The organism is Moraxella sp. CTOTU47616, assembly GCF_032017465.1.
Classification (GTDB): Bacteria; Pseudomonadota; Gammaproteobacteria; order Pseudomonadales; family Moraxellaceae; genus Faucicola; species Faucicola tetraodonis.
In genome coordinates this window covers 178,898-199,840 of record NZ_DALZPU010000002.1, presented here as the reverse complement: position 1 = coordinate 199,840, position 20,943 = coordinate 178,898, and the positions used below count along the sequence as shown (strand labels likewise).

Annotated in this window: 17 protein-coding genes; 3 read left to right on the top strand and 14 right to left on the bottom strand. The window is 43.6% G+C overall.

Going from position 1 to position 20,943, the window contains the following annotated elements:
• Position 1 precedes the first annotated feature (1 nt).
• On the bottom strand, positions 2 to 907 hold the full coding sequence (locus RTS10_RS02950; protein WP_312539163.1) for an ATP-binding protein: 906 nt from the start codon (positions 905 to 907) through the stop codon (positions 2 to 4).
• Between the two features lie 214 nt (positions 908 to 1,121).
• Between RTS10_RS02950 and RTS10_RS02945 the strand changes: the two genes are divergently transcribed.
• A complete protein-coding gene (locus tag RTS10_RS02945) occupies positions 1,122 to 3,536 on the top strand; it encodes a hypothetical protein (protein ID WP_312539162.1) in 2,415 nt (804 codons plus the stop codon).
• 121 nt (positions 3,537 to 3,657) lie between these two features.
• On the opposite strand, the gene RTS10_RS02940 is transcribed toward RTS10_RS02945, so the two are convergent.
• From RTS10_RS02940 to RTS10_RS02915, 6 genes are all read right to left on the bottom strand, one after another.
• Positions 3,658 to 4,002, bottom strand: a complete 345-nt coding sequence (locus RTS10_RS02940; protein WP_253852179.1) for a YbeD family protein — start codon at positions 4,000 to 4,002, stop codon at positions 3,658 to 3,660.
• A 228-nt stretch (positions 4,003 to 4,230) separates the two neighbouring features.
• On the bottom strand, positions 4,231 to 6,135 hold the full coding sequence (gene rpoD / locus RTS10_RS02935; RefSeq protein WP_312539159.1) for an RNA polymerase sigma factor RpoD: 1,905 nt from the start codon (positions 6,133 to 6,135) through the stop codon (positions 4,231 to 4,233).
• A 271-nt stretch (positions 6,136 to 6,406) separates the two neighbouring features.
• Positions 6,407 to 6,667, bottom strand: coding sequence for a 2Fe-2S iron-sulfur cluster-binding protein (locus RTS10_RS02930; protein ID WP_128682112.1), 261 nt, complete (start codon positions 6,665 to 6,667; stop codon positions 6,407 to 6,409).
• A gap of 40 nt (positions 6,668 to 6,707) precedes the next feature.
• Positions 6,708 to 7,841, bottom strand: coding sequence for a class Ia ribonucleoside-diphosphate reductase subunit beta (gene nrdB, locus RTS10_RS02925; RefSeq protein WP_095356023.1), 1,134 nt, complete (start codon positions 7,839 to 7,841; stop codon positions 6,708 to 6,710).
• Positions 7,842 to 8,163: 322 nt separating this feature from the next.
• Positions 8,164 to 8,757: a Dps family protein gene (locus tag RTS10_RS02920; RefSeq protein WP_409455578.1), complete on the bottom strand. Its 594-nt coding sequence runs from the start codon at positions 8,755 to 8,757 to the stop codon at positions 8,164 to 8,166.
• A gap of 273 nt (positions 8,758 to 9,030) precedes the next feature.
• Complete coding sequence (locus tag RTS10_RS02915) at positions 9,031 to 9,717, bottom strand: YcxB family protein (RefSeq protein WP_312275452.1); 687 nt, start codon at positions 9,715 to 9,717, stop codon at positions 9,031 to 9,033.
• Positions 9,718 to 10,010: 293 nt separating this feature from the next.
• On the opposite strand from RTS10_RS02915, the gene serS reads away from it, so the two are divergent.
• Positions 10,011 to 11,276, top strand: a complete 1,266-nt coding sequence (gene serS, locus RTS10_RS02910; protein WP_312539157.1) for a serine--tRNA ligase — start codon at positions 10,011 to 10,013, stop codon at positions 11,274 to 11,276.
• A gap of 273 nt (positions 11,277 to 11,549) precedes the next feature.
• Here serS and RTS10_RS02905 read toward each other — a convergent pair whose 3' ends face one another.
• From RTS10_RS02905 to prpB, 5 genes are all read right to left on the bottom strand, one after another.
• Positions 11,550 to 12,380: a hypothetical protein gene (locus tag RTS10_RS02905; RefSeq protein WP_312539156.1), complete on the bottom strand. Its 831-nt coding sequence runs from the start codon at positions 12,378 to 12,380 to the stop codon at positions 11,550 to 11,552.
• Complete coding sequence (locus tag RTS10_RS02900) at positions 12,364 to 13,410, bottom strand: DGQHR domain-containing protein (protein ID WP_312539155.1); 1,047 nt, start codon at positions 13,408 to 13,410, stop codon at positions 12,364 to 12,366. Before RTS10_RS02900 ends, RTS10_RS02905 begins: the two co-directional genes overlap by 17 nt.
• 111 nt (positions 13,411 to 13,521) lie before the next feature.
• Entirely contained in the window at positions 13,522 to 16,128 is a 2,607-nt protein-coding gene (acnD, locus tag RTS10_RS02895; RefSeq protein WP_312539154.1) for a Fe/S-dependent 2-methylisocitrate dehydratase AcnD, read from the bottom strand.
• 98 nt (positions 16,129 to 16,226) lie between these two features.
• The gene (gene prpC, locus RTS10_RS02890) at positions 16,227 to 17,399 is read right to left on the bottom strand and encodes a bifunctional 2-methylcitrate synthase/citrate synthase (protein ID WP_007115715.1); all 1,173 of its coding nucleotides are present in this window, start codon (positions 17,397 to 17,399) and stop codon (positions 16,227 to 16,229) included.
• Positions 17,400 to 17,475: 76 nt separating this feature from the next.
• Positions 17,476 to 18,369: a methylisocitrate lyase gene (gene prpB / locus RTS10_RS02885; protein ID WP_036598327.1), complete on the bottom strand. Its 894-nt coding sequence runs from the start codon at positions 18,367 to 18,369 to the stop codon at positions 17,476 to 17,478.
• 372 nt (positions 18,370 to 18,741) lie between these two features.
• Between prpB and RTS10_RS02880 the strand changes: the two genes are divergently transcribed.
• Positions 18,742 to 19,101: a hypothetical protein gene (locus RTS10_RS02880; RefSeq protein ID WP_312539153.1), complete on the top strand. Its 360-nt coding sequence runs from the start codon at positions 18,742 to 18,744 to the stop codon at positions 19,099 to 19,101.
• A 108-nt stretch (positions 19,102 to 19,209) separates the two neighbouring features.
• On the opposite strand, the gene RTS10_RS02875 is transcribed toward RTS10_RS02880, so the two are convergent.
• Together RTS10_RS02875 and metK are read right to left on the bottom strand one after the other, a co-directional pair.
• Positions 19,210 to 19,521 carry a DUF3144 domain-containing protein gene (locus tag RTS10_RS02875; protein ID WP_312539151.1) on the bottom strand — a complete coding sequence of 104 codons (312 nt, stop codon included), beginning with the start codon at positions 19,519 to 19,521 and terminating at the stop codon, positions 19,210 to 19,212.
• A gap of 88 nt (positions 19,522 to 19,609) precedes the next feature.
• On the bottom strand, positions 19,610 to 20,776 hold the full coding sequence (gene metK / locus RTS10_RS02870; RefSeq protein WP_007115720.1) for a methionine adenosyltransferase: 1,167 nt from the start codon (positions 20,774 to 20,776) through the stop codon (positions 19,610 to 19,612).
• Positions 20,777 to 20,943: the final 167 nt, after the last annotated feature.

Here is a 20,943-nt window from a genome sequence, read left to right as displayed (position 1 = left end):
GTTAATTTTCCAACCTTTTCATGCCAATAAAATACCGACTAAACTGATAAGCCACGCGCCCAGAGCGTCCGCCGCGTTCACTGGCAAAGCGCAAGGCAGCGGCTTTTGCTTCCTCATCAAAGGGCAAACTTGCTTGCGCCAAATAATGCGCACAAATATCTAAATACACAGGCTGGGTCATCGGATGAAACGACAGCCACAGCCCAAAGCGGTCAGACAACGATACAGTTTCATCAATCGTCTCGTACGGATTGACTTCATCAGTTTGCCCATTATAAATGCTCACATTGTCTTTCATCAGTTGCGGTAATAGATGACGGCGGTTACTGGTCGCATAGACCAGTAGTTTGTCTTGCTCGCTATCTAGCGCGCCGTCGAGCACACTTTTGAGCGTGCGATAATTCTCATCTTGCCCATTGAACGCTAAGTCATCACAGTACACCACATAATGACAGCCATGATTGGGCTGAGTTGTATGAAGGTCTCGTACTGCTTGGCGAATCGGCTCTAACATCACCAAATCATCTCGTGACACTTCGATAATACGAAGCCCATCCGCTTTATATTGATTGAGCAATGCCCGAATGAGCGAGGATTTTCCTGCGCCACGCGTGCCTGTCATGAGTACATGGTTGGCAGGTAAGCCTGCTAAATATTGGCGCGTGTTTTGCACCAGTTTATTTTTTTGCCCATCAATGCCAAGCAAATCATCCAACGTCAATCGCAAATCTACGGTTAAAGGCACCAATTCACCGCTGCCCGTGCGGCTATTGGATTGCCAGCGGTAGGCAAGCACGCTGGGGTCAAGTTGTATGGGCTTGGGCAGCTGCGCCTGTAAAAATTGGGTGAGTAAGTGTTCTAAATTAGCGGGTAAAATAAGATTAGCGGGTAGACTAAGTTGCGACATACAAGGGTTCTTCTGAGTGGTTTTTAAGTGATTGGTTTTTAAATGAGTAGTTTTTAAGCGTTTTTGCGGTATTTAATCCGTATGATAGCAAAACTCCGTTAGATTACCCATTATCTTTGTAAACATTGCAGCGTAACACTGGCTTTTTGTTTACAAAAAAAATCAATTCAGTTATAAAGATAGGATTTATGATAAAATTTGTTAAGGAAGATCAATGAATGCGCAACAAGCCATCGCCTTTAGTATCAAACCTCTCACTTTTGCTATTGTCATGCTGGGGATTCACGGCTGTGCCACGCAGCCTAGCGCGAGTCAGCCGCTGTCTCAACGTGTGTTGCAGGCCAACCAAAATTTGCTCAGTCGCCAAAGCTATGCTTATGACTATCGAGTCAATGTGGTGCGACCGCCCTTAAGTAGCGCACAAGCGTTAGCTGCAAGCCCTAATCGTTTAAAACTTATCGGGCAGCTGAGCAAAGCACAGCACCTTGATGCTCGCCAACAAGCCTTGGTCACAGAAGGGGTCAATCACCAAACCCGTGAACAAAGCGAAGTGGGGCAAGTGATGGATATTTTAACCAAGCGCTTTGAGTTTGCCTCCACAGGTGTGGTAGATCTTCGCCGAGGGCAAATGTCAATCGTGCCTGAATTTCGCTATGTGCAGAACAATGCAGGGGCGTTTATTAAAGTGCCGCTTGCGGCTGATTTTGCGCGCTCCAAAGTATATGCTGACTTGTCGGGACTCTCTGAGTTTGCCACCGACCCGCAATATGATGGACGGTACATTGAGTATGACTATAGCAAACTGCTAAAAGATAAAAAGATAGATAAAAGAGCCTTATTCAAGGTATTTGAACAGATGTCACTGCTAAATGCCACCCTTGCTAAAGAAAGCGATTATCAGACATTGGCTTTGACTACTGAAGATAAAGCCAAAGGTGTGAGCCAGCGCATTGGCTACCGCATTGGCTACAATCAAATGCTAGCGGAGTATTTGCTGTTCTTCCACGTTAATAAGCGCTACCTAAAATCATTCATCAATCCAGCTGATTTTGCCAAAGATGATGAGCTAAAGCAGCTTGGCAGCCTTGCCGTTAGCCCACGGTATCTGATGAAAAAAGCCTTTGACAGCAATGAGTTGGCAAGCGTTGAGGAAAAAGCGTATGAATCTGCCATGCGCCTGTATGAAGCCATTGATAAAATGCGGGCACAATCAGATGACAGCGCTGCTGACACAGCCAGTGCCGATGCTACAGAGGCAATGGACAGTTTAGAGACTCAAACAGCCACTGACGAGCCAACCACTGATGAGTCGACCAGTGACGAATTGGGCCAAACTGTAAAAGCCTTAGCAGCCTTTGACAAATACCAATCAGACAAATTGGTCAGTGCCGCTGCACTGGCAAAAATCATCGACGCCAATCCGCAAGCCTTTAAAGCGCTGCAAGCTGAAATAAGCAAAGAGGCAAATAGCAGTTTTATCTCAATGGATGATGACATCCGTATCAGCTACGGACTCAACCGCCAAAATCAACTACTCAATGTGGTAGCAATGAGTGATTTGCCAGCATTTGAAAAAACCATGCCGACAACCAATCAGCCTAAGACCCAAATGCGCACAGTGGTTAACTTTTATGATTATGGCAAAGCCCGCGTCAATCCTGATATCTTCAACAAGGCAATCACTTGGCAACAAGCATCAAAAGATAACAATCTATTGGCGGCGACAAAACAATCCAAAACCTTTGACAGTGATAAAAATTTAGAAGCCTTGTCTTATAGCCTACTCAAACAAAACAAAGGGTTTGTCGAGACCTTTGTCACCCTTTATACCTACCAGTTTGTGTTGCAAAAAGATGAAGCCAGCCTCAATGAAATAGATATGGCGGCGCTAAACGCCGCTGCAACCAAACTTGCAAAAATACAGGCCGATAATTATGCGGTCATGAATACCGATAGCCGTCAGCAAAAAGCGATTACAGATGTTGATGCGTATGTCGATGATGAGCTTGCCGAACATATCGCAGGGATTGTTGATAAAACCTATCGTAATCAACAATACTTGCAACAGATTGCCAAACTTAAAGCGCAAGGCAAATCTGACGCCCAGATTTTTAGCCAGTTGTATCAAACTATCAGCGACAAACCGAGCGATGTAGCCAGCGATGCAGAAAGCGCAGCGGCAGCGGCGGAAGCTGCAGCGGCAGTAGATGTTGTTGAAGAAAGCGAAGAACAACAAGCATGTTCGCTGCTCTTGGACACAGATAAACTTGATAAAACATCACGCACCCGCCTTGCCAAAATCTGTGCAAAAATCGACAAAGCCACCGCCCAGGAACAGGCAGCCAGCCAACGATCTGGCAGCGCTGATACTGCATCAAGCGACGCCGCTGCATCCGTCCGCATGACGGCTGCCGATATCGCCAAGCAAACGCAGGCGCGCGATAAGTTTAATCAATTACTGGGCGAAATCGCTATCGAAGATATGCAGACCCAAGCCAAGCATATCAGCCTATCTGATGAGGGGGATGATGAGTTAATTGAAAAACTCAAACCTCACTTTGAAGCGAGCTATAATTTTAATTATGATGCCTACAAGGCTACCTATCAGTTGTTGCTTTTGAGCCAATAAGCGGACAAACGAAGCATCAACTGCTGATGACCCATATAAAACAGATAAAAAAAGCGGGATAACTGATGTATCCCGCTTTTTTGTACGTCAATCACTCGTGCCATTTTTAACCATGACAGGTTTATAATACAGTACGAATACTTGCCGCTTCATCGAGCATTTTATACAAGCTATTGACTTGCTCGGCTTCTGTCAAATATACATTAGCGCGTACGGAGTGGAAACGGCCGGTACGCGATGGATTAATAGTCAAACTTGCCAAATCAAATTCAGGAAATAAGCTACCCAAAATTAATTTTACTTCATCGAGTAGCGTGTCTTTGTGACCCTCATGACCGATGATGCTAAGCGGATAATCCATAGGAAAATTCCACAATTCTGGGTGCTGGATATCCGTAGGTTTCGCCGCTCGCGTACTACATGCAGCGGCTTCCAAGTTATTGAGTGTAATTGTTTTATCGTTCATAGCATCACCTAAGGTTGTATAAATTTCTTTAGGGTCTAAATGAGGGTAAAACCGATAATTTCAAGACATTAGAGTTTGGCGTTGAAAAAAGCGCCATTCATAAATCTATTCATAACCCCATTCATAACCCAATTCATAAAAAGCCACATTTATAGAAAAACCACATTCACAAACTCGCCCATAAAAAAACCGAGAACATTGTCTCGGCTTTTTTGGATGGAGATAACATTAATCATTCTCTAGGAATGAACGTAAATGTTCTGAGCGAGAAGGGTGGCGCAGTTTACGCAGTGCTTTGGCTTCAATCTGACGAATACGCTCACGGGTGACATCAAATTGTTTACCAACTTCTTCTAAGGTATGGTCGGTAGACATATCAATACCAAAACGCATTTTAAGCACTTTGGCTTCACGTTCGGTAAGGTTGGCTAACACTTCACGGGTAGCTTCTTTTAACCCTTGTGCCGTTGCTTCATCCACTGGGCTTGAGATGCTCGAATCCTCAATAAAATCACCCAAATGACTGTCTTCATCATCACCGATTGGGGTTTCCATTGAGATGGGCTCTTTGGCGATTTTGAGTACTTTACGGACTTTGACTTCGTCCATCTCTAAGCGTTCGCCCAATTCCTCAGGGGTAGGCTCACGTCCCATTTCTTGTAATAGCTGGCGCGATACACGGTTGATTTTATTGATGGTCTCAATCATGTGCACAGGGATACGGATGGTACGCGCTTGGTCAGCAATCGAGCGGGTGATGGCTTGGCGAATCCACCAAGTGGCATAGGTCGAGAATTTATAACCACGGCGATATTCAAATTTATCTACCGCTTTCATCAAGCCAATGTTGCCTTCTTGAATCAAATCAAGGAACTGCAAACCGCGATTGGTGTACTTTTTAGCAATCGAAATGACCAGACGTAAGTTCGCCTCAACCATTTCTTTTTTGGCGCGGCGGGCTTTGGCTTCGCCCACAGACATGTTGCGTGCGACCACTTTCATTTGGTCGATGCTCATGCCAAGATTTTGCTCATGCTGCTGGATACGCCCTTGATACTGTAATACTTCGTCAAGTACCCGCTCTAACGTGTCAGCAAAGGCAGGTTTGCCTGCGATACGGTTAGGGAGCCAGTCAAGGTTGGTTTCATTATGCGGAAAGGTTTTGCGAAACTCATCTTTTGGCATTTTACCGCGGCGAATCACCAGTTTCATGATGTGGCGTTCGTTTTTACGCACGTCTTCATACACTTCACGCATCATATCCATGATATTGTCAGAGACGCGGCTATTAAGCTTAAACAGCATAAAGCAGTTAGCAAGCTCATTCATCGCCGCTTTGACCACCTCACTATCACGGTCATGGGTGGCTAACAAATCTTTGACCTTGGTGAACAATTGCTCTAATTCTTCAAAGCGCAGACGTACTTCTTCAGGGTCAAGACCGCTAGCTTCTTCGGTATCGGCGTCTTCACTGACTTCGCCATCGGCCTCTTCGATTTCATCGGCGTTTTCGGCTTCATCGTCGAGTTCATCCTCGGCTTTGTCGTCTTTGACTTTGGGTTTGATAATCGGTAACGCGATTTCCACCTCTTCGTCATCGGCAAGGGGAATGACATCAGCGGCTTCAGGGTCAAGAAAACCTGTAATAATATCCGAGACTTTCTTTTCACCTTCAAAGGTTTGGTGGTATTCATCAATGAGCATGGCTACCGTACCTGGCCAAAAGGTCATGGCATGTTGTACATCTCGAATACCATCTTCGATACGCTTAGCAATCGCAATCTCGCCTTCACGGGTGAGTAGGTCAACCGTACCCATCTCACGCATATACATACGCACAGGGTCAGTGGTGCGACCTGGCTCAGATTCTACTGAGGCAAGTACCGCGGCGGCTTCATCGACAGCAATTTCGTCATCATCCGCATCATCGCTAAGCATAATGTCGTCTTCATCAGGCGCGGTCTCAAAAATCTTGATGCCAACGTCTGTGAGCATTTGAATAATATCATCAATCTGGTCACTTTCAGTTACCGATTCGGGGAGTTGGTCATTGATCTCAGCATAGGTGAGATAACCTTGCTCTTTACCTAATTGAATCAGCGTGGCTAATTGAGAAGTTGAATGTTCGCTCATGAGGGCTCGCTTTGATATTGGTTAAAAAAATAAATAATGTAATAGCACGACAAATAAGCTAATGACTGTATTTCTTCATTTTTATCAAGGGATACACCCTGCAAATGACAGTCGAGGACTAAATAAAGATTTAGTATGATTAAAAAGCGGTAGTCAACCTATTATTATAACGGATTATATGAGGTTCGCGGGGAGAAAATTAAAGGCAAAGCGGGTAAGTTTTCGCTTTATGCGGCATTTCGCGCAGTTTTTGGCGGGTTATCTTGGTAAATCAATCGATATCAAGCTCGATGGCCCCTCTGACTTGACAACAGCAGGGTAGGATTTCGTCATCGTCTAACATCACGAGCGGCGGGTGAATATAGTCGATACGGGTGTCATGGTGGCGACGGCGGTATTTGAGCTTACAAGTACCGCAATAACCTTCAAGGCATTGGTGATTGGCAGGGATTTTTGAGCGAAGCATGCCTTGTAGCAGCGTCTCGGCGTCATGCAGATAAAACTGCGTGTTGTTGGTAAAAATCCATGCCATAATCGATTATCTTGCCTAAATAAAATAAGCGTATGACGAATTACAATTCAAAATCATCAAACGCATCATCACTCAGCTCTGCGTCAATTTGACCGACTAAGTAAGAGGTGATTTCTGACTCTTGGGGCGCGACTTGCACGTTGTCTGAGGAGAGCCAAGCATTAATCCATGGAATTGGGTTGTTTTTAATTGCCGCAAAAATGGGTGGTAAGCCAATCGCATCCATACGCAGATTGGTAATGTATTCGACGTATTGCACCAAAATATTTTCATTCAAGCCAATCATTGAGCCATCTTTAAACAAGTATTTTGCCCATGCTTTTTCCTGTTCAGCCGCGTCTTTGAAAATTTCAATGGCTTGCTGTTGGCAATCTTGGGCGATTTCTACCATGTCAGGGTCATCTTTGCCCGATTGCATCAAATTAATCATATGCTGGGTGCCGTTTAGATGAAGCGCTTCGTCACGGGCAATCATTTTGATGATTTTGGCATTACCTTCCATCAGTTTGCGCTCAGCAAAGGCAAATGAACAGGCAAACGACACATAAAAACGAATCGCTTCTAGCACATTGATAGCCACCAAACATAGATACAATTTGGTTTTAAGTAGGCGTAAATTGACCTCAACGGCTTTACCATCAATCACATGACGACCTTCCCCGTATAGGTTATATAGCTGAGATAGTTGATACAGCTCGTCATAGAACTTGGCAATCCCTGTCGCGCGCTCTAGGATAAAAGGATTGTCAACGATATCGTCGAATACTTTGCTTGGGTCATTGACCACGTTACGGATAATATGGGTATAGCTGCGAGAATGGATGGTCTCAGAAAATGACCATGTTTCAATCCAGGTTTCTAACTCGGGAATTGACACCAGCGGCAGTAGCACGGCATTGGGGCTACGACCTTGAATCGAATCAAGCAAGGTTTGGTACTTTAGGTTGCTTAAGAAGATATGTTGTTCATGCACTGACAAGTTGCTAAAATCCAAACGGTCTTTGGAGACGTCAATTTCTTCTGGACGCCAAAAAAACGACAATTGCTTTTCAATCAACTGCTCAAAAACAGGGAATTTTTGTTGGTCGTAACGTGCCACATTGACAGGCTGACCAAAAAACATCGGCTCAAGCAATGGGTCATTTTTGGTTTGGCAAAAGATGGAATATGACATAGCGGTGAATCTTCTTCAATCAAAGTTCAAGACAAGTGGCGTAGCAGTATCAGCTAACAAATGCTATCAGCTAACAAGTGCATTAACTGGCTAGTATGCTTGGCTATTATAGATAACAACATATAGAAATTGCAATCCACCCAAGGATTTGATTTTTAAGGATAAAATTCATAAGATATTGAAATATATAACTATTTTTATATCAAAAAATTAGTAATTAAATTCATTGACATTTGAAAATCTATATATTGTGTTTTTATTTTTACACACACGCAATAAAAAAGACGACTGTCAAAGCCGTCTTTTTTATCAAATAGGACGATTAGCCAAGATAGGCGTTGTACATCCATACCAATTTTTCTTGTTCTTGCACATACGCAGTCAATTGGTCGGCAGTGCCTTGATCGTCATCTTCATCCGCTAGGTCAATGATTTCGCGTTCTTTAGCAATAGTCATGGTCAGACCTGTTAAAATACCTTTCACACATGCCACACCGTCAGAGACGTTTTTGTCTTCTTTGATGCTTGAGATTTTTAAGAAATCGCTATAAGCATGTAGTGGTGTACCTTGTAAGGTCAAAATGCGTTCAGCAATTTCATCAATCTGAATTTGCAGCGCAGTATATAACTCTTCAAACTTCACATGGAGGGTAAAGAAATCTGAGCCACGCACGTTCCAGTGATAGCCACGAACATTGGTATAGAACACATGATAGTTGGCTAATAAGGTATTTAATTGCTCAACAATGGCGCTCATGTCTGCAGCGGCTAAGCTGATATCGCGTGTTTTACTTGAGGCAGATTTGGAAGCGGTAGATTTGGGGGTAGTCACTTTTTCACCTGATTTATCGTTATTGTCTAATTGTTCTGAGTCTTGTTTGGTTGCTGATTGCTTTGTAGTGGCTTGTTTTGCCATGTTATTATCTCCTAAAATGATGATTTTTATTTGTTTAGGACTTAATTGTAAGCCTAAACAATCTGTTATTAAAATTAATCGTTTTTATCAGTACGTTTAATTTTATCAATTAAAATGTACGGTATTACCCTAAAAATAATATCAAACATTTCGCACAGCTGTGTGCAAATTTGGTAAATAGTTTTGCTTGCCGCCATAAAAAAACTGCAGTTTTTTGGCTGCAGTTTTTGTGGTCATCGATAATTAGTTGCTGTGTTAGTCTTAATCGTTGTCTTAATTGTTTTCTGGGAAATATTTATCAGTCGGTTTGTCGGTTAAATCAAAACCTTGTTTTCCGATGTTTTGCTGTAAATGATGACGTAAGGTATCAATCGGGAATTTTTGATTAGCAAGGCGTTTGGGGACGATTTGGCTGCCTTGTTGGCTTTCCCCCGTTTTTGGATTTTTGACATCAAACATCATAAAGATATAGTCAGGCGTTTCTTGCCAATTGGTGACACTATCCCATTTGATGACCGCTTGCTGCATACCGCTGCTACGCACCAAAGGCTGATTGTAGCCTCGTGGCATAGCGGGCATGTTGGGTGCAGGCATGGACATCACTACCCCGTGCTGCTGTACACCAAGCTTGATTTGTTGCATCTCTGGCGGCATGCTTTGGCTTGCCATTTGTTTTTCAAATTCTCGTTTGACATACCATTTAAGACCGTAGGTACGCGCCAGCAAATAAATTACCACACCCACGAGCATCAACCAAAAAATAATGGTGGAATAACCGTGCACAAAAATCAGACCCAAAATCGCTAGCACCACGATGACTGCCAAAATTGCCCAAGTTTTTGGGGTGATTTTGGTCAAAGTTTGGTTGTTGGCATCAAATAGCTGCAGCTGTGCTTGACGAAACTCGTCCTCGGTCAGATTCAAATCCACAGGTTGTAGGGTGTAAGGGTACAGAGCCATAAACAATTCACTCACTATCAAACGATAGTTACAAAACGATAAAAGAAGGCTTATCTTACCCAACCTTGACCCAAAAATAAACCTAACAACGCACTTTTTGATAAATTTTTGTTTTACCCCCAATGCAGCGAGGGGCGAACGCCGATAAGCGCATACCGATAAATTGTCAATTTGCCGTGTATTTCTAGTCGCTACCGTGAAAAATCGCTGCAATCTTGGTATCATACACGCTGATATCAACAGCCATTTTGCTGCTTTAACTCAAGTTTGAATAATTTAAGGAACTTATCGCCATGATCGACCCAAAATTACTGCGTACAGAACTAGACACGGTCGCCGAAAAACTTGCCAAACGCGGCTATGAGCTTGATAAAGCATTTTGGCAGCAAGTCGAAGAACAGCGCAAATCCATTCAAGTCAAAACCGAAGAATTACAAGCCAAAAAAAATGCGGGCGCCAAACAAGTCGGCTTGATGAAACGCAATGGCGAAAATACGGACACTTTGATGGCAGAAATGGCAACCATCAGTAGCGATATGAAACAAGCAGAAGACGCGCTCAAAGCCTTGCAAGAGAAAATTCTAGCGGCAGCTTTAACCATCCCAAATTTACCGGATGACAGCGTGCCGGCAGGTAAAGATGAAAACGACAATGTCGAAATGCGTCGATGGGGTGAGCCACGCCAATTTGATTTTGAGGTCAAAGACCATAGCGACTTAGGCGAAGACTTGGGGCTACTTGATTTTGAAATGGCGGCCAAACTGACTGGCTCACGGTTTAGCGTGCTAAAAGGTCAACTTGCCAAACTCAACCGCGCCTTGATTGCGTTTATGCTCACTACCCATACCGACAAATACGGCTATACGGAAATGTATGTGCCCTATATGGTCAATGCCGACAGCCTACTTGGTACAGGGCAGCTACCAAAGTTTGAAGAAGATTTGTTCAAATTGCGCGGTGAAAAAGAGTATTACCTAATCCCCACGTCAGAGGTACCGCTTACCAACAGCGTGCGTGACAAAATCCTAGACCCAGAAGCGTTGCCCATCAAAGTGACTGCCCATACCCCCTGTTTTCGTAGTGAAGCGGGCAGTGCCGGGCGTGATACCCGCGGTTTGATTCGTCAGCACCAGTTTGAAAAAGTGGAAATGGTGCAAATCGTCCATCCTGAGACTTCAATGCAAGCCTTAGAGGACATGACAGGACAAGCGGAATATATCTTGCAGCAGCTTGGCTTGCCGTATCGTGTGATTGTGCTGTGTGGTGGTGATATGGGCTTTGGGGCGGTGAAAACCTATGATATCGAGGTGTGGCTACCGTCTCAGACTACTTACCGTGAAATCTCTAGCTGCTCAAACTGTGGTGACTTCCAAGCGCGCCGTATGCAAGCGCGTGTCAAAGACGGCAAAAAAACTGAGCTAGTGCATACCTTAAATGGCTCAGGTCTTGCGGTGGGTCGCACCTTGCTTGCCATCATGGAAAATTACCAAAATGCCGATGGTACTATCACGGTGCCTGACGTGTTACGTCCGTATATGGGCGTTGATGTGATTGGTTAGTTTGCCAACAATGAAAATAGCCGGTTTGTAGAAACTGGCTATTTTTTTGCTTTCAAAATTGCTGAGAACAGCCAAACGCTTGACCAGTTTTAGCCAAGCGATTTTGAAAAATGCTTTATATAGAAAAGGCGAATGCGGGGAAGGATTTTTTGAAGTTAAAATCAATGGAATATAAAAATTTATTAGTTTCGATGACTATGTAAAATTAGGTCATTTTGGTATAGAAAAAGGTAAGGGCTTTTTTCTTACAGCTCTCCTATAATTCAGAAAAATTCAACTAAATTCTATGCTAATAACTAGTTTCTTAAATTCATTAAAGTCTTTAAAGCCAATACTTGAAAGTAAGTTATTTATCAGTTTTAAGCGGTCTTTATCAATAAAAGTATCATCACTCAATTTTTTTGTGACTAATTGTAAGTACTTTAATGGTAATGCTAACATTGAATGATCTTCGTTAAAACAATAGATAAATTCTTCATCTAGAAGATATTTTTTAATCAAGGAAGTTAATTTGGCTTTATCCAATAAATCTGAATTAAAATATTTATTATTTGGCTCATCGAAAGCTCTCTGCCTATAATTTACGGTTTCTCTATGCCATCTTATCCAATCTAATGAATCTTCATCATTAATCTTATTTGATAAAAGTATTGAACTAGGAAAGGTTTTTCGAAAATAGTTTAAAGTTGATTTGTGATCTTCTCTCATTTTTTCATTTTTGAAGGTCATCTCGTCTATTCTTTCAAATACTTCTCCTTCTGACAGTAATATTACATATATACCTCCATTTTTAGCAAACCCATAAAGATTTTCTCCAAAATAGCATCTTATGAAATAAAATATTGAATAATATAACTTAACGATACTCCATGAATAAGATCCCATTGCAATATTATTGATTCCCTCTAACAAAGTTAAAAGACCTTTAAAATAATAATCTTGAGTATCACTTTGGAGTGCACTTTTCAATAAATCAACATTATTTTGAGTTATCTTAAATTGCTTGAATTTAGCTTTATAACTATCCCATTTATCCAATTCTGTGCAACCAATCTCATTTTCAATTGAGCATTGAAATTTAAATCTATCAAAATTGGTATGCATTTTGTGAAACTCGTTTTAAATAATATTGACCTAAGTAATCTTTGATTTTTCTTTTACTTGATTTTCCATCCATGCCTTTAACATCTTCGCTCATCAACAAATCATTTTCATCAAGATTCAAAATCTCAGTCATAGTTTCAACTTTGAAAGATTTCTCTTCTGCACATAATCGAATTAAGGTTTCTAAAAGATAATCCATTCCTCCGTTGAAACCGGATGCTTTTAGGAAAGGGTTCTTAGATGTATCCCAAATTCTGTGTGATGATGAATTATAAGAGTTCTTTATACTCGAAAAAAAATTTTCCACGACCTTTATTTGATCATCCAAATTTCTTATATTGTATTGGGCAAAGACACCATCTTTTTGAAGAGAAGATTTAATAGATGTAACAAATGTTGATAAATCTATACTTCCCTTTTTTGGTGAGCCTGGGAATTTTATCTTTTGATAGAGAGGAGAATTAGGATTCTCATTGAGTGCTTTAGCAATATCAGTTGCTCTTATTATAGAATGTTCTTCATCATTTATGACTTCACCAAACAAGTCATAAATCAAGCTCTTTGGTACAGGTTTTTGCTCAGTATTAATATTCAAGAATATTTTAGCTGCTTGACTTGTATTCAAATTCTCACAAATTGTAACTAAAATTGATTGCTCACCGATGGATTCATTTTTCTCGAATGCATGCTTTAATCCCTCTAAACGATGTTGACCATCGATTACCTGGGCAGAGTTAGGTGCAATTGTTAGAAATAGTTTTTCTGAACTGACTTTAATAGGAAAATCCTTACTATTCCAATTCAATATAAAAGAATTAAAGAAAGTATTTCCTTCTAATATGTATTCCTTAATTAAATTGATTCTTCTTGGATTTAGAACTCTTTGAACAGCTCCTTCTTCACCATCAATTCCTCTTACAGCAACATAATAAATCCTAAGAATATCTTTAACTTTCATATTAATAGTATATGTAGGTATATCGCTAAAATTAACTTTTAAAAAAGGGTATTCGTTAACTTCAAAGTTCACATTAAACTCCAAAAAATTTGAAAATATTATAAGAATTAACTTAATATAGAATAAAGCCGAGCAAATATATTACTCGGCTTTTCACGTTTGAACAATATTTTTAGTTAAAACCTAAGCCACTTCACCTTTTAAGAAGTCTTGCGCGAATTTTTGCAGTACGCCACCCGCCTTATAGGTATCCACTTCCGCTTGGGTATCAAGACGGCACGTCACAGGCACTTCAAGCGGCTGCGAGCCTTCTTTATTAATCACCAACGTCAAATCACAACGTGGCGAAATGTCACCAATCACATCATAGGTCTCAGTCCCATCTAGCCCTAGCGTAATACGTGTCGTCCCAGCTTTAAATTCAAGCGGCAGCACGCCCATACCGATAAGATTGGTACGGTGAATCCGCTCAAAGCCTTCCGCCACAATCGCTTCCACCCCAGCCAGACGCACACCTTTGGCAGCCCAGTCACGGCTAGAGCCTTGACCATAGTCCGCCCCTGCGATGATGATGAGTGGTTGCTTACGGTTCATGTAGGTCTCAATCGCTTCCCACATCCGCATCACTTGACCTTCAGGCTCAACGCGAGCCAGTGAGCCTTGTTTGGTACTGCCATCATCATTTTTCACCATTTCATTAAACAGTTTTGGATTGGCAAAGGTCGCACGTTGGGCAGTTAGATGGTCGCCGCGGTGGGTGGCATAGCTGTTAAAATCTTCTTCGGGTAAGCCCATTTTTGCCAAATATTCGCCTGCCGCCGAGCTTGCCAAAATCGCATTGGATGGTGACAAGTGGTCGGTGGTGATATTGTCAGGTAAAATCGCCAATGGACGCATACCTTTGAGGGTGCGTTCGCCCGCTAGCGCGCCTTCCCAGTATGGTGGACGACGGATATAGGTCGACATTGGGCGCCAGTCATATAGTGGGCTTGCCGCTTTTTCGCTGCGATCCAAGTTAAACATTGGGATGTAGATTTGACGGAATTGCTCAGGTTTGACGTGTTTTGCCACAATCGCGTCAATCTCTTCATCCGATGGCCAAATGTCAATCAGGCGAATCTCTTTCCCATTGACCACGCCAAGCACGTCTTTTTCGATGTCAAAACGAATCGTCCCTGCAATCGCATACGCGACGACTAACGGCGGGCTTGCCAAGAAGGCTTGTTTGGCATACGGGTGGATACGTCCATCAAAGTTGCGGTTGCCTGATAGCACCGCCGTGGCATACAGGTCACGGTCAATGATTTCTTGCTGAATCGCAGGATCTAACGCACCCGACATACCGTTACAAGTGGTACAGGCAAATGCCACGATACCAAAGCCGAGTTTTTCCAGTTCCGGCAATAGGTTAGCGTCTTGCAAGTACAATTCAGCCACTTTTGAGCCAGGGGCGAAGGATGATTTCACCCAAGGTTTACGGGTCAAGCCAAGTTCGTTGGCTTTTTTGGCAAGTAATGCCGCTGCCACCACGTTACGAGGGTTTGAGGTGTTGGTACACGAGGTAATAGCCGCGATAATCACCGCACCATCAGGCATTAAGCCATTCTCTGATTCAGGCACCGCTTCACCTTCGGCATGGGCAATGCCTTTGGCAGAGAGCTCAGAAGTCGATACGCGCGCGTGGGGATTTGAAGGACCTGCCATGTTACGGGTGACGAGTGACAAATCAAACTCAAGCACACGCTCATAGTCAGCATTGACGAGGTCAGATGACCAAAGCCCTGCGGTTTTGGCATAGTTTTCGACCAGTTCGACTTGTTTGTCTTCACGACCTGTAAGGCGTAGATAGTCGATGGTTTGCCCATCAATATAAAATAACCCTGCGGTTGCGCCATATTCTGGGGTCATGTTGGCGATGGTGGCACGGTCACCGATGGATAGGCTGTCTGCGCCTTCACCGAAGAATTCCACATAGGCACCGACCACGCGCTCTTTACGTAAGAACTCGGTCAGTGCTAGTACGATGTCAGTCGCCGTGATGCCTGCTTGGCGTTTGCCTTTGAGGTGTACGCCTACGATATCAGGCAGGCGCATCATCGATGGGTGACCGAGCATCACGGTTTCTGCTTCCAGTCCACCGACACCCACCGAAATCACCCCCAGCGCATCCACGTGTGGGGTATGGCTATCTGTGCCCACGCAAGTATCTGGGAACGCGACGCCATTTTGTACTTGAATCACAGGTGACATTTTTTCCAAGTTGATTTGGTGCATGATGCCGTTACCGGCTGGAATCACGTCCACGTTTTCAAACGCAGTTTTGGTCCAGTTGATAAAGTGGAAACGGTCAGCGTTACGACGGTCTTCAATCGCACGGTTTTTTTCGAATGCGTCTGGGTCATAACCACCGCACTCTACGGCTAATGAGTGGTCAACGATAAGCTGAGTTTGAACCACTGGGTTGACTTTTGATGGGTCGCCACCTTGTTCGGCAATCGCATCACGTAGACCGGCTAAGTCTACCAGAGCAGTTTGACCCAAGATGTCATGACAGACGACACGAGCAGGGTACCAAGGAAAGTCTAAGGTACGCTCACGGTTGATGAGCTGTTTGAGCGCAGCGGTCAGTTCATTTGGGTCGCTGACTTTACGCACCAGTTGCTCGGCTAAAATACGCGAGGTGTAGGGGAGTTTGTCATACGCGTCTGGGGTGATGTCATTCACCGCTTGGCGGGTATCAAAGTATTCCAAATCAGAATTGGGTAAGGGCTTGCGGTATTGGCTTGTCATTTGGCTTAACCTTAAAATTAATAATCCATTAGAAAAAAAGCCCTTCAAATCAATGGGTGAGCTGACCTGAAAGGCTTTTTATACGATTAAAACGCTAATTATTGGCGCTCATCCAGCGGTACAAATTTTTGATCGTCTGGACCAGTGTAGTTGGCTGATGGACGGATGATTTTGCCGTCAGCACGTTGTTCCATGACGTGTGCTGCCCAACCTGTGGTACGAGCGATTACGAATAATGGGGTAAACATCGCAGTTGGTACGCCCATTTTGTTGTAGCTTACCGCTGAGAACCAGTCCAAGTTCGGGAACATTTTTTTGTTGTCCCACATCACGCTTTCTAGACGCTCTGCTACATTGAACAACGTCATGTCGCCAGTCTCTTTGGATAAGTTACGAGCCACTTCTTTGATGACCACGTTGCGTGGGTCGCTCACGGTGTAGACAGGGTGACCAAAGCCAATGATGACTTCTTTTTTCTCAAGACGTTCAAGGATGTCTTTTTCTGCGTCGTCGGCATTGCGGTAGCGTTTTTGGATGTCATACGCCACTTCATTGGCGCCGCCATGTTTTGGACCTTTTAACGCACCGATTGCGCCGCTAATGGCGGAGTACATATCCGAGCCAGTGCCCGTAATCACACGGCTGGTAAAGGTTGACGCATTAAACTCATGCTCAGCGTACAGAATAAGCGAGATGTGCATGGCTTTGATATGCGATTCACTGGGGGCTTCACCCTGTAGTAGCTCAAGGAAGTGACCGCCAATGCTGTCTTGGTCGCTCTCAAGGCTGATGACTTTGCCATTGTGGCTGTAGTGATACCAGTACAACAGCATAGAACCCAATGAGGCGATAAGCTTGTCGGCGATATCACGGGCTTCTGAGGTAGGTTGGCTTTCACGCTCAGGCAAGGTGCAGCCCAGTGCCGATACGCCAGTACGCATCACATCCATCGGGTGAGCGTGGGCAGGCAAGGCTTCTAACACCGCCAGTACATTGACCGGCAAGTTACGCAGGGTTTTAAGTTTTTTCTTGTACGCCGCTAGCTCATGACGGTTTGGCAAATGACCGTGAATCAGTAGGTGCGCCACTTCTTCAAACTCGCTGTCTTTTGCCAAATCCAAAATATCATAACCACGATAGCTTAAGTCATTGCCTGTACGACCTACGGTACATAGGGCAGTGTTACCGGCGGGTACGCCTGATAGGGCAACGCTCTTTTTGGGTTTTGGCTTGTTGTCAGTCGCGTCTGTCACTGGGGTGTCTTTTGACATGGTAAAACTCCTTTTTAGCTTTATTAAATGTTTAGCCTTAAGCATTCAGCCTTAAGTGTTGAGCATAGTTCGCCAATTATTTTTTTGATTTAAATAATGCGTCTAATTTTTGCTCATATGAGTGGTAATTTAAGAAATCATACAGTTCCATGCGGGTTTGCATGGTGTCGACCACGGAGGTTTGTACGCCTTCATCTTTTAAGGCTTGGTAGACATTGAGGGCGGCTTTGTTCATCGCACGGAACGCGGATAATGGGTAAAGTACCATGTCAACGCCCACGTCAAATAGCTCTTTGGTGCTGTAAAGGTCGGTTTGCCCAAATTCAGTCATATTGGCAAGCACGGGAATGTCTAACACGTCGGTAAATTTGCGGTACATGGCGATATCGGTCAATGCTTCAGCAAAAATCATGTCCGCGCCTGCTTCTTGAAACGCCACCGCACGTTCAACCGCCGCATCCAAACCTTCCACTGACAGCGCATCGGTTCGTGCCATCACCACAAAATCTGGGTCAACTTTGGCATCCAGCGCAGCTTTTAGGCGGTCAACCATCTCGCTGGTTGAGACGATTTCTTTGTTAGGGCGATGACCACAGCGTTTTTGCGCCACTTGGTCTTCGATATGGACCGCGGCAACGCCTGCTTTTTCCATCTGTTTGATGGTTTGGGCGATGTTAAATGCGCCGCCCCAGCCCGTGTCGATGTCAACCAATAATGGCGTGTCAACCGCATTGGTGATACGGGTGGCATCGGTTAATACATCGTTAAGGCTCGTCATACCGAGGTCAGGCAAACCAAATGAGGCGTTAGCAACACCGCCACCTGAGAGATAAATTGCTTTATGACCGACTTGGCTTGCCATCATGGCAGTATAGGCATTGATAGTGCCAACGATTTGAAGGGGACGACCTTCGGCTTTTTCAGACTCGATGGCGTCACGGAATTTGCGACCTGCAGAGATAGGTGCCATGTTGCTTCCTTTTTACATGATTGAAGGGGAAATAGCAAAGTTAGGGTTAATCAGCCCTGCTTTAGGTGTAGGGCAGGTTATTTGCTGCTTTGCCTTAGTATATCCATAAGTATACGCACAAAAAAACTAGCTGTCAGTACGCCATTTTTAAAAACTAAATTAATTAAAAATAACAGTATGCGAAAAATAAATAGTAAACTTCTATTTTTACATAATTGGTCGCTCTAACTTTTAAAAGGTGAATATTTTGCGCAAAGTATGAAGCGTTTATTTACATTTATTTACAATAAATAGGCGCCCGTTGCTACATTCTTCTAAAATAAGTTTAGCAAACTAGGCATGATATACAGGTTAAAATTTGAGGAATTACTTATGGCACAATCAACGTTACCGAGTCATATTAAGCAACTGGTCGATAAAAAAAACTACGTCATCGCCATCAAAACCTACGCACAAGAGCAGGCGATTAGCTTAGATGAGGCAAAACAACAAATTGATGCGTATGAAAACCAAGCCTTAGCGGCAAACAGTCAAACGCCGTCTACTGCCCATCCTGCACCATCGGTAGAGACTAAAGAGCAAGGTTTTGACACTTTGACACAAGGATTAGATAATCATCTCAAACAAGAAAATATCACCCTACCGTTATTGCCAAGATGGGTTAAACGCATGAGTGTGATTATATTGGTCATCCTGATAATAGGTTGGTTGTTTTATCGATTGTTTAAATAATTAATTGTTCAAATAATTGCGGGTTTAGATGATAAGCGCTGCAATAAAAAAAGCGTATGACGATTCAATACGCTTTCTTAATGAAATGCTCGTGTTATTGGACTGCAATTAATTGCCGATTTGCATATATTTTTGGAAGTTTTCGGCATAGTCATCGATATTATCCGACAGCATACGCTCAAAATTCTTGGTAAAGTGTTCAATGATGTCTTGTTTTTCTTTGGCGTAATCAGCGCCTTTAACAAAGCCAGTGGCGGCTGTCCATGCGCTAAAACGCGCGACTGCATACAGCATGGAGGCATTGATTTTACCTGCGTGTATATCATCGGTGCGAAGGGTATTGGCAAGCTTGATAAACTCATCAGCGCGCTCATAAAACGCGTTCATTTCTTCGGTGATTTGGTTGGTGTTTTCGCTCATAATTTTTCTCTACAATTTTCTACCATCAATTAAACGTTAAAAAGGTGCGTAAAACGCACCCTAAAAATCTTGTATTTCGTCAATAAAATTATAAACCTGCGTCTGCTCTAAGTAGTGCTGCGCGGTCAGTACGCTCCCAAGTAAAAGCGGTTTCAGTGCCTTGGCGACCAAAGTGGCCATAGCTCGCCGTTTGCTCATACATGGGTTGGAGTAGGTTAAGCATACGCGTGATACCATAGGGACGTAAATCAAAATGCTGGCGAATAAAGTCGACAATCTTGTCATCGCTGATTTTGCCCGTGCCAAACGTGTTGACAGAAATAGAGGTTGGCTCCGCTACCCCAATGGCATAACTTACTTGAATTTCACAGCGCTCCGCCAGTCCTGCCGCTACGATATTTTTGGCAACATACCGCCCTGCATAGGCTGCACTGCGGTCAACTTTTGACGGATCTTTACCTGAGAACGCACCGCCGCCGTGACGCGCCATGCCGCCATACGTGTCGACGATAATTTTACGACCCGTCAAACCTGCATCCCCCACAGGACCACCAATCACAAATAACCCGGTTGGGTTGATATGATACTTCGTGTCCTTGTGCAGCATGGCAGCTGGGATGACAGGCTTGATGATTTCTTCCATCACCGCTTCATGCAAGTCTTTTTGCGAGATACTTGGATCGTGTTGGGTTGATAGTACCAGCGCATCAATAAACGCAGGTTTATCGCCATCATAGCGTACCGTGACTTGCGCTTTGGCATCGGGACGCAGCCAAGCTAATGTGCCGTCTTTACGCAATTGAGCTTGCTTTTCCATCAAACGATGGGAAAACTGAATAGGGGCAGGCATCAACACATCCGTCTCATGGGTGGCATAACCAAACATCAAACCTTGATCACCGGCACCTTGCTCTTCAGGGCGCGAGCGGTCAACGCCTTGGGCGATTTCTGGGGATTGTTTGCCAAGCATATTGATAACCGCACAGGTGGCACCATCAAAGCCCAATTCTGAGCTGTTGTAGCCGACGCGCAGGACGGTATCACGCACGATTTTTTCAAAATCAACATTGGCGGTGGTAGAGATTTCACCCGCCAGCACCACGCCGCCTGTTTTGGTCAAAGTTTCGCATGCCACACGCGCATGGATGTCTTGTTCAAGGATGGCGTCAAGGATAGCATCAGAGATTTGGTCAGCGAGTTTGTCTGGGTGACCTTCACTCACAGATTCAGAGGTAAATAGTTGATATTCACGCATTTAATTTTCTCATTACATCAAGGGTGATAGAAAATTAATCGCTTTGCAAACCTATCTCTATTTTACATTTTTAAAACGAGAACAAAGCAAAAATAGAAAGTCACGGACTGCAATACAGCACGAGCAAGTTTGCAAAATGATTAACGAAAAAATGATTAATATGACTA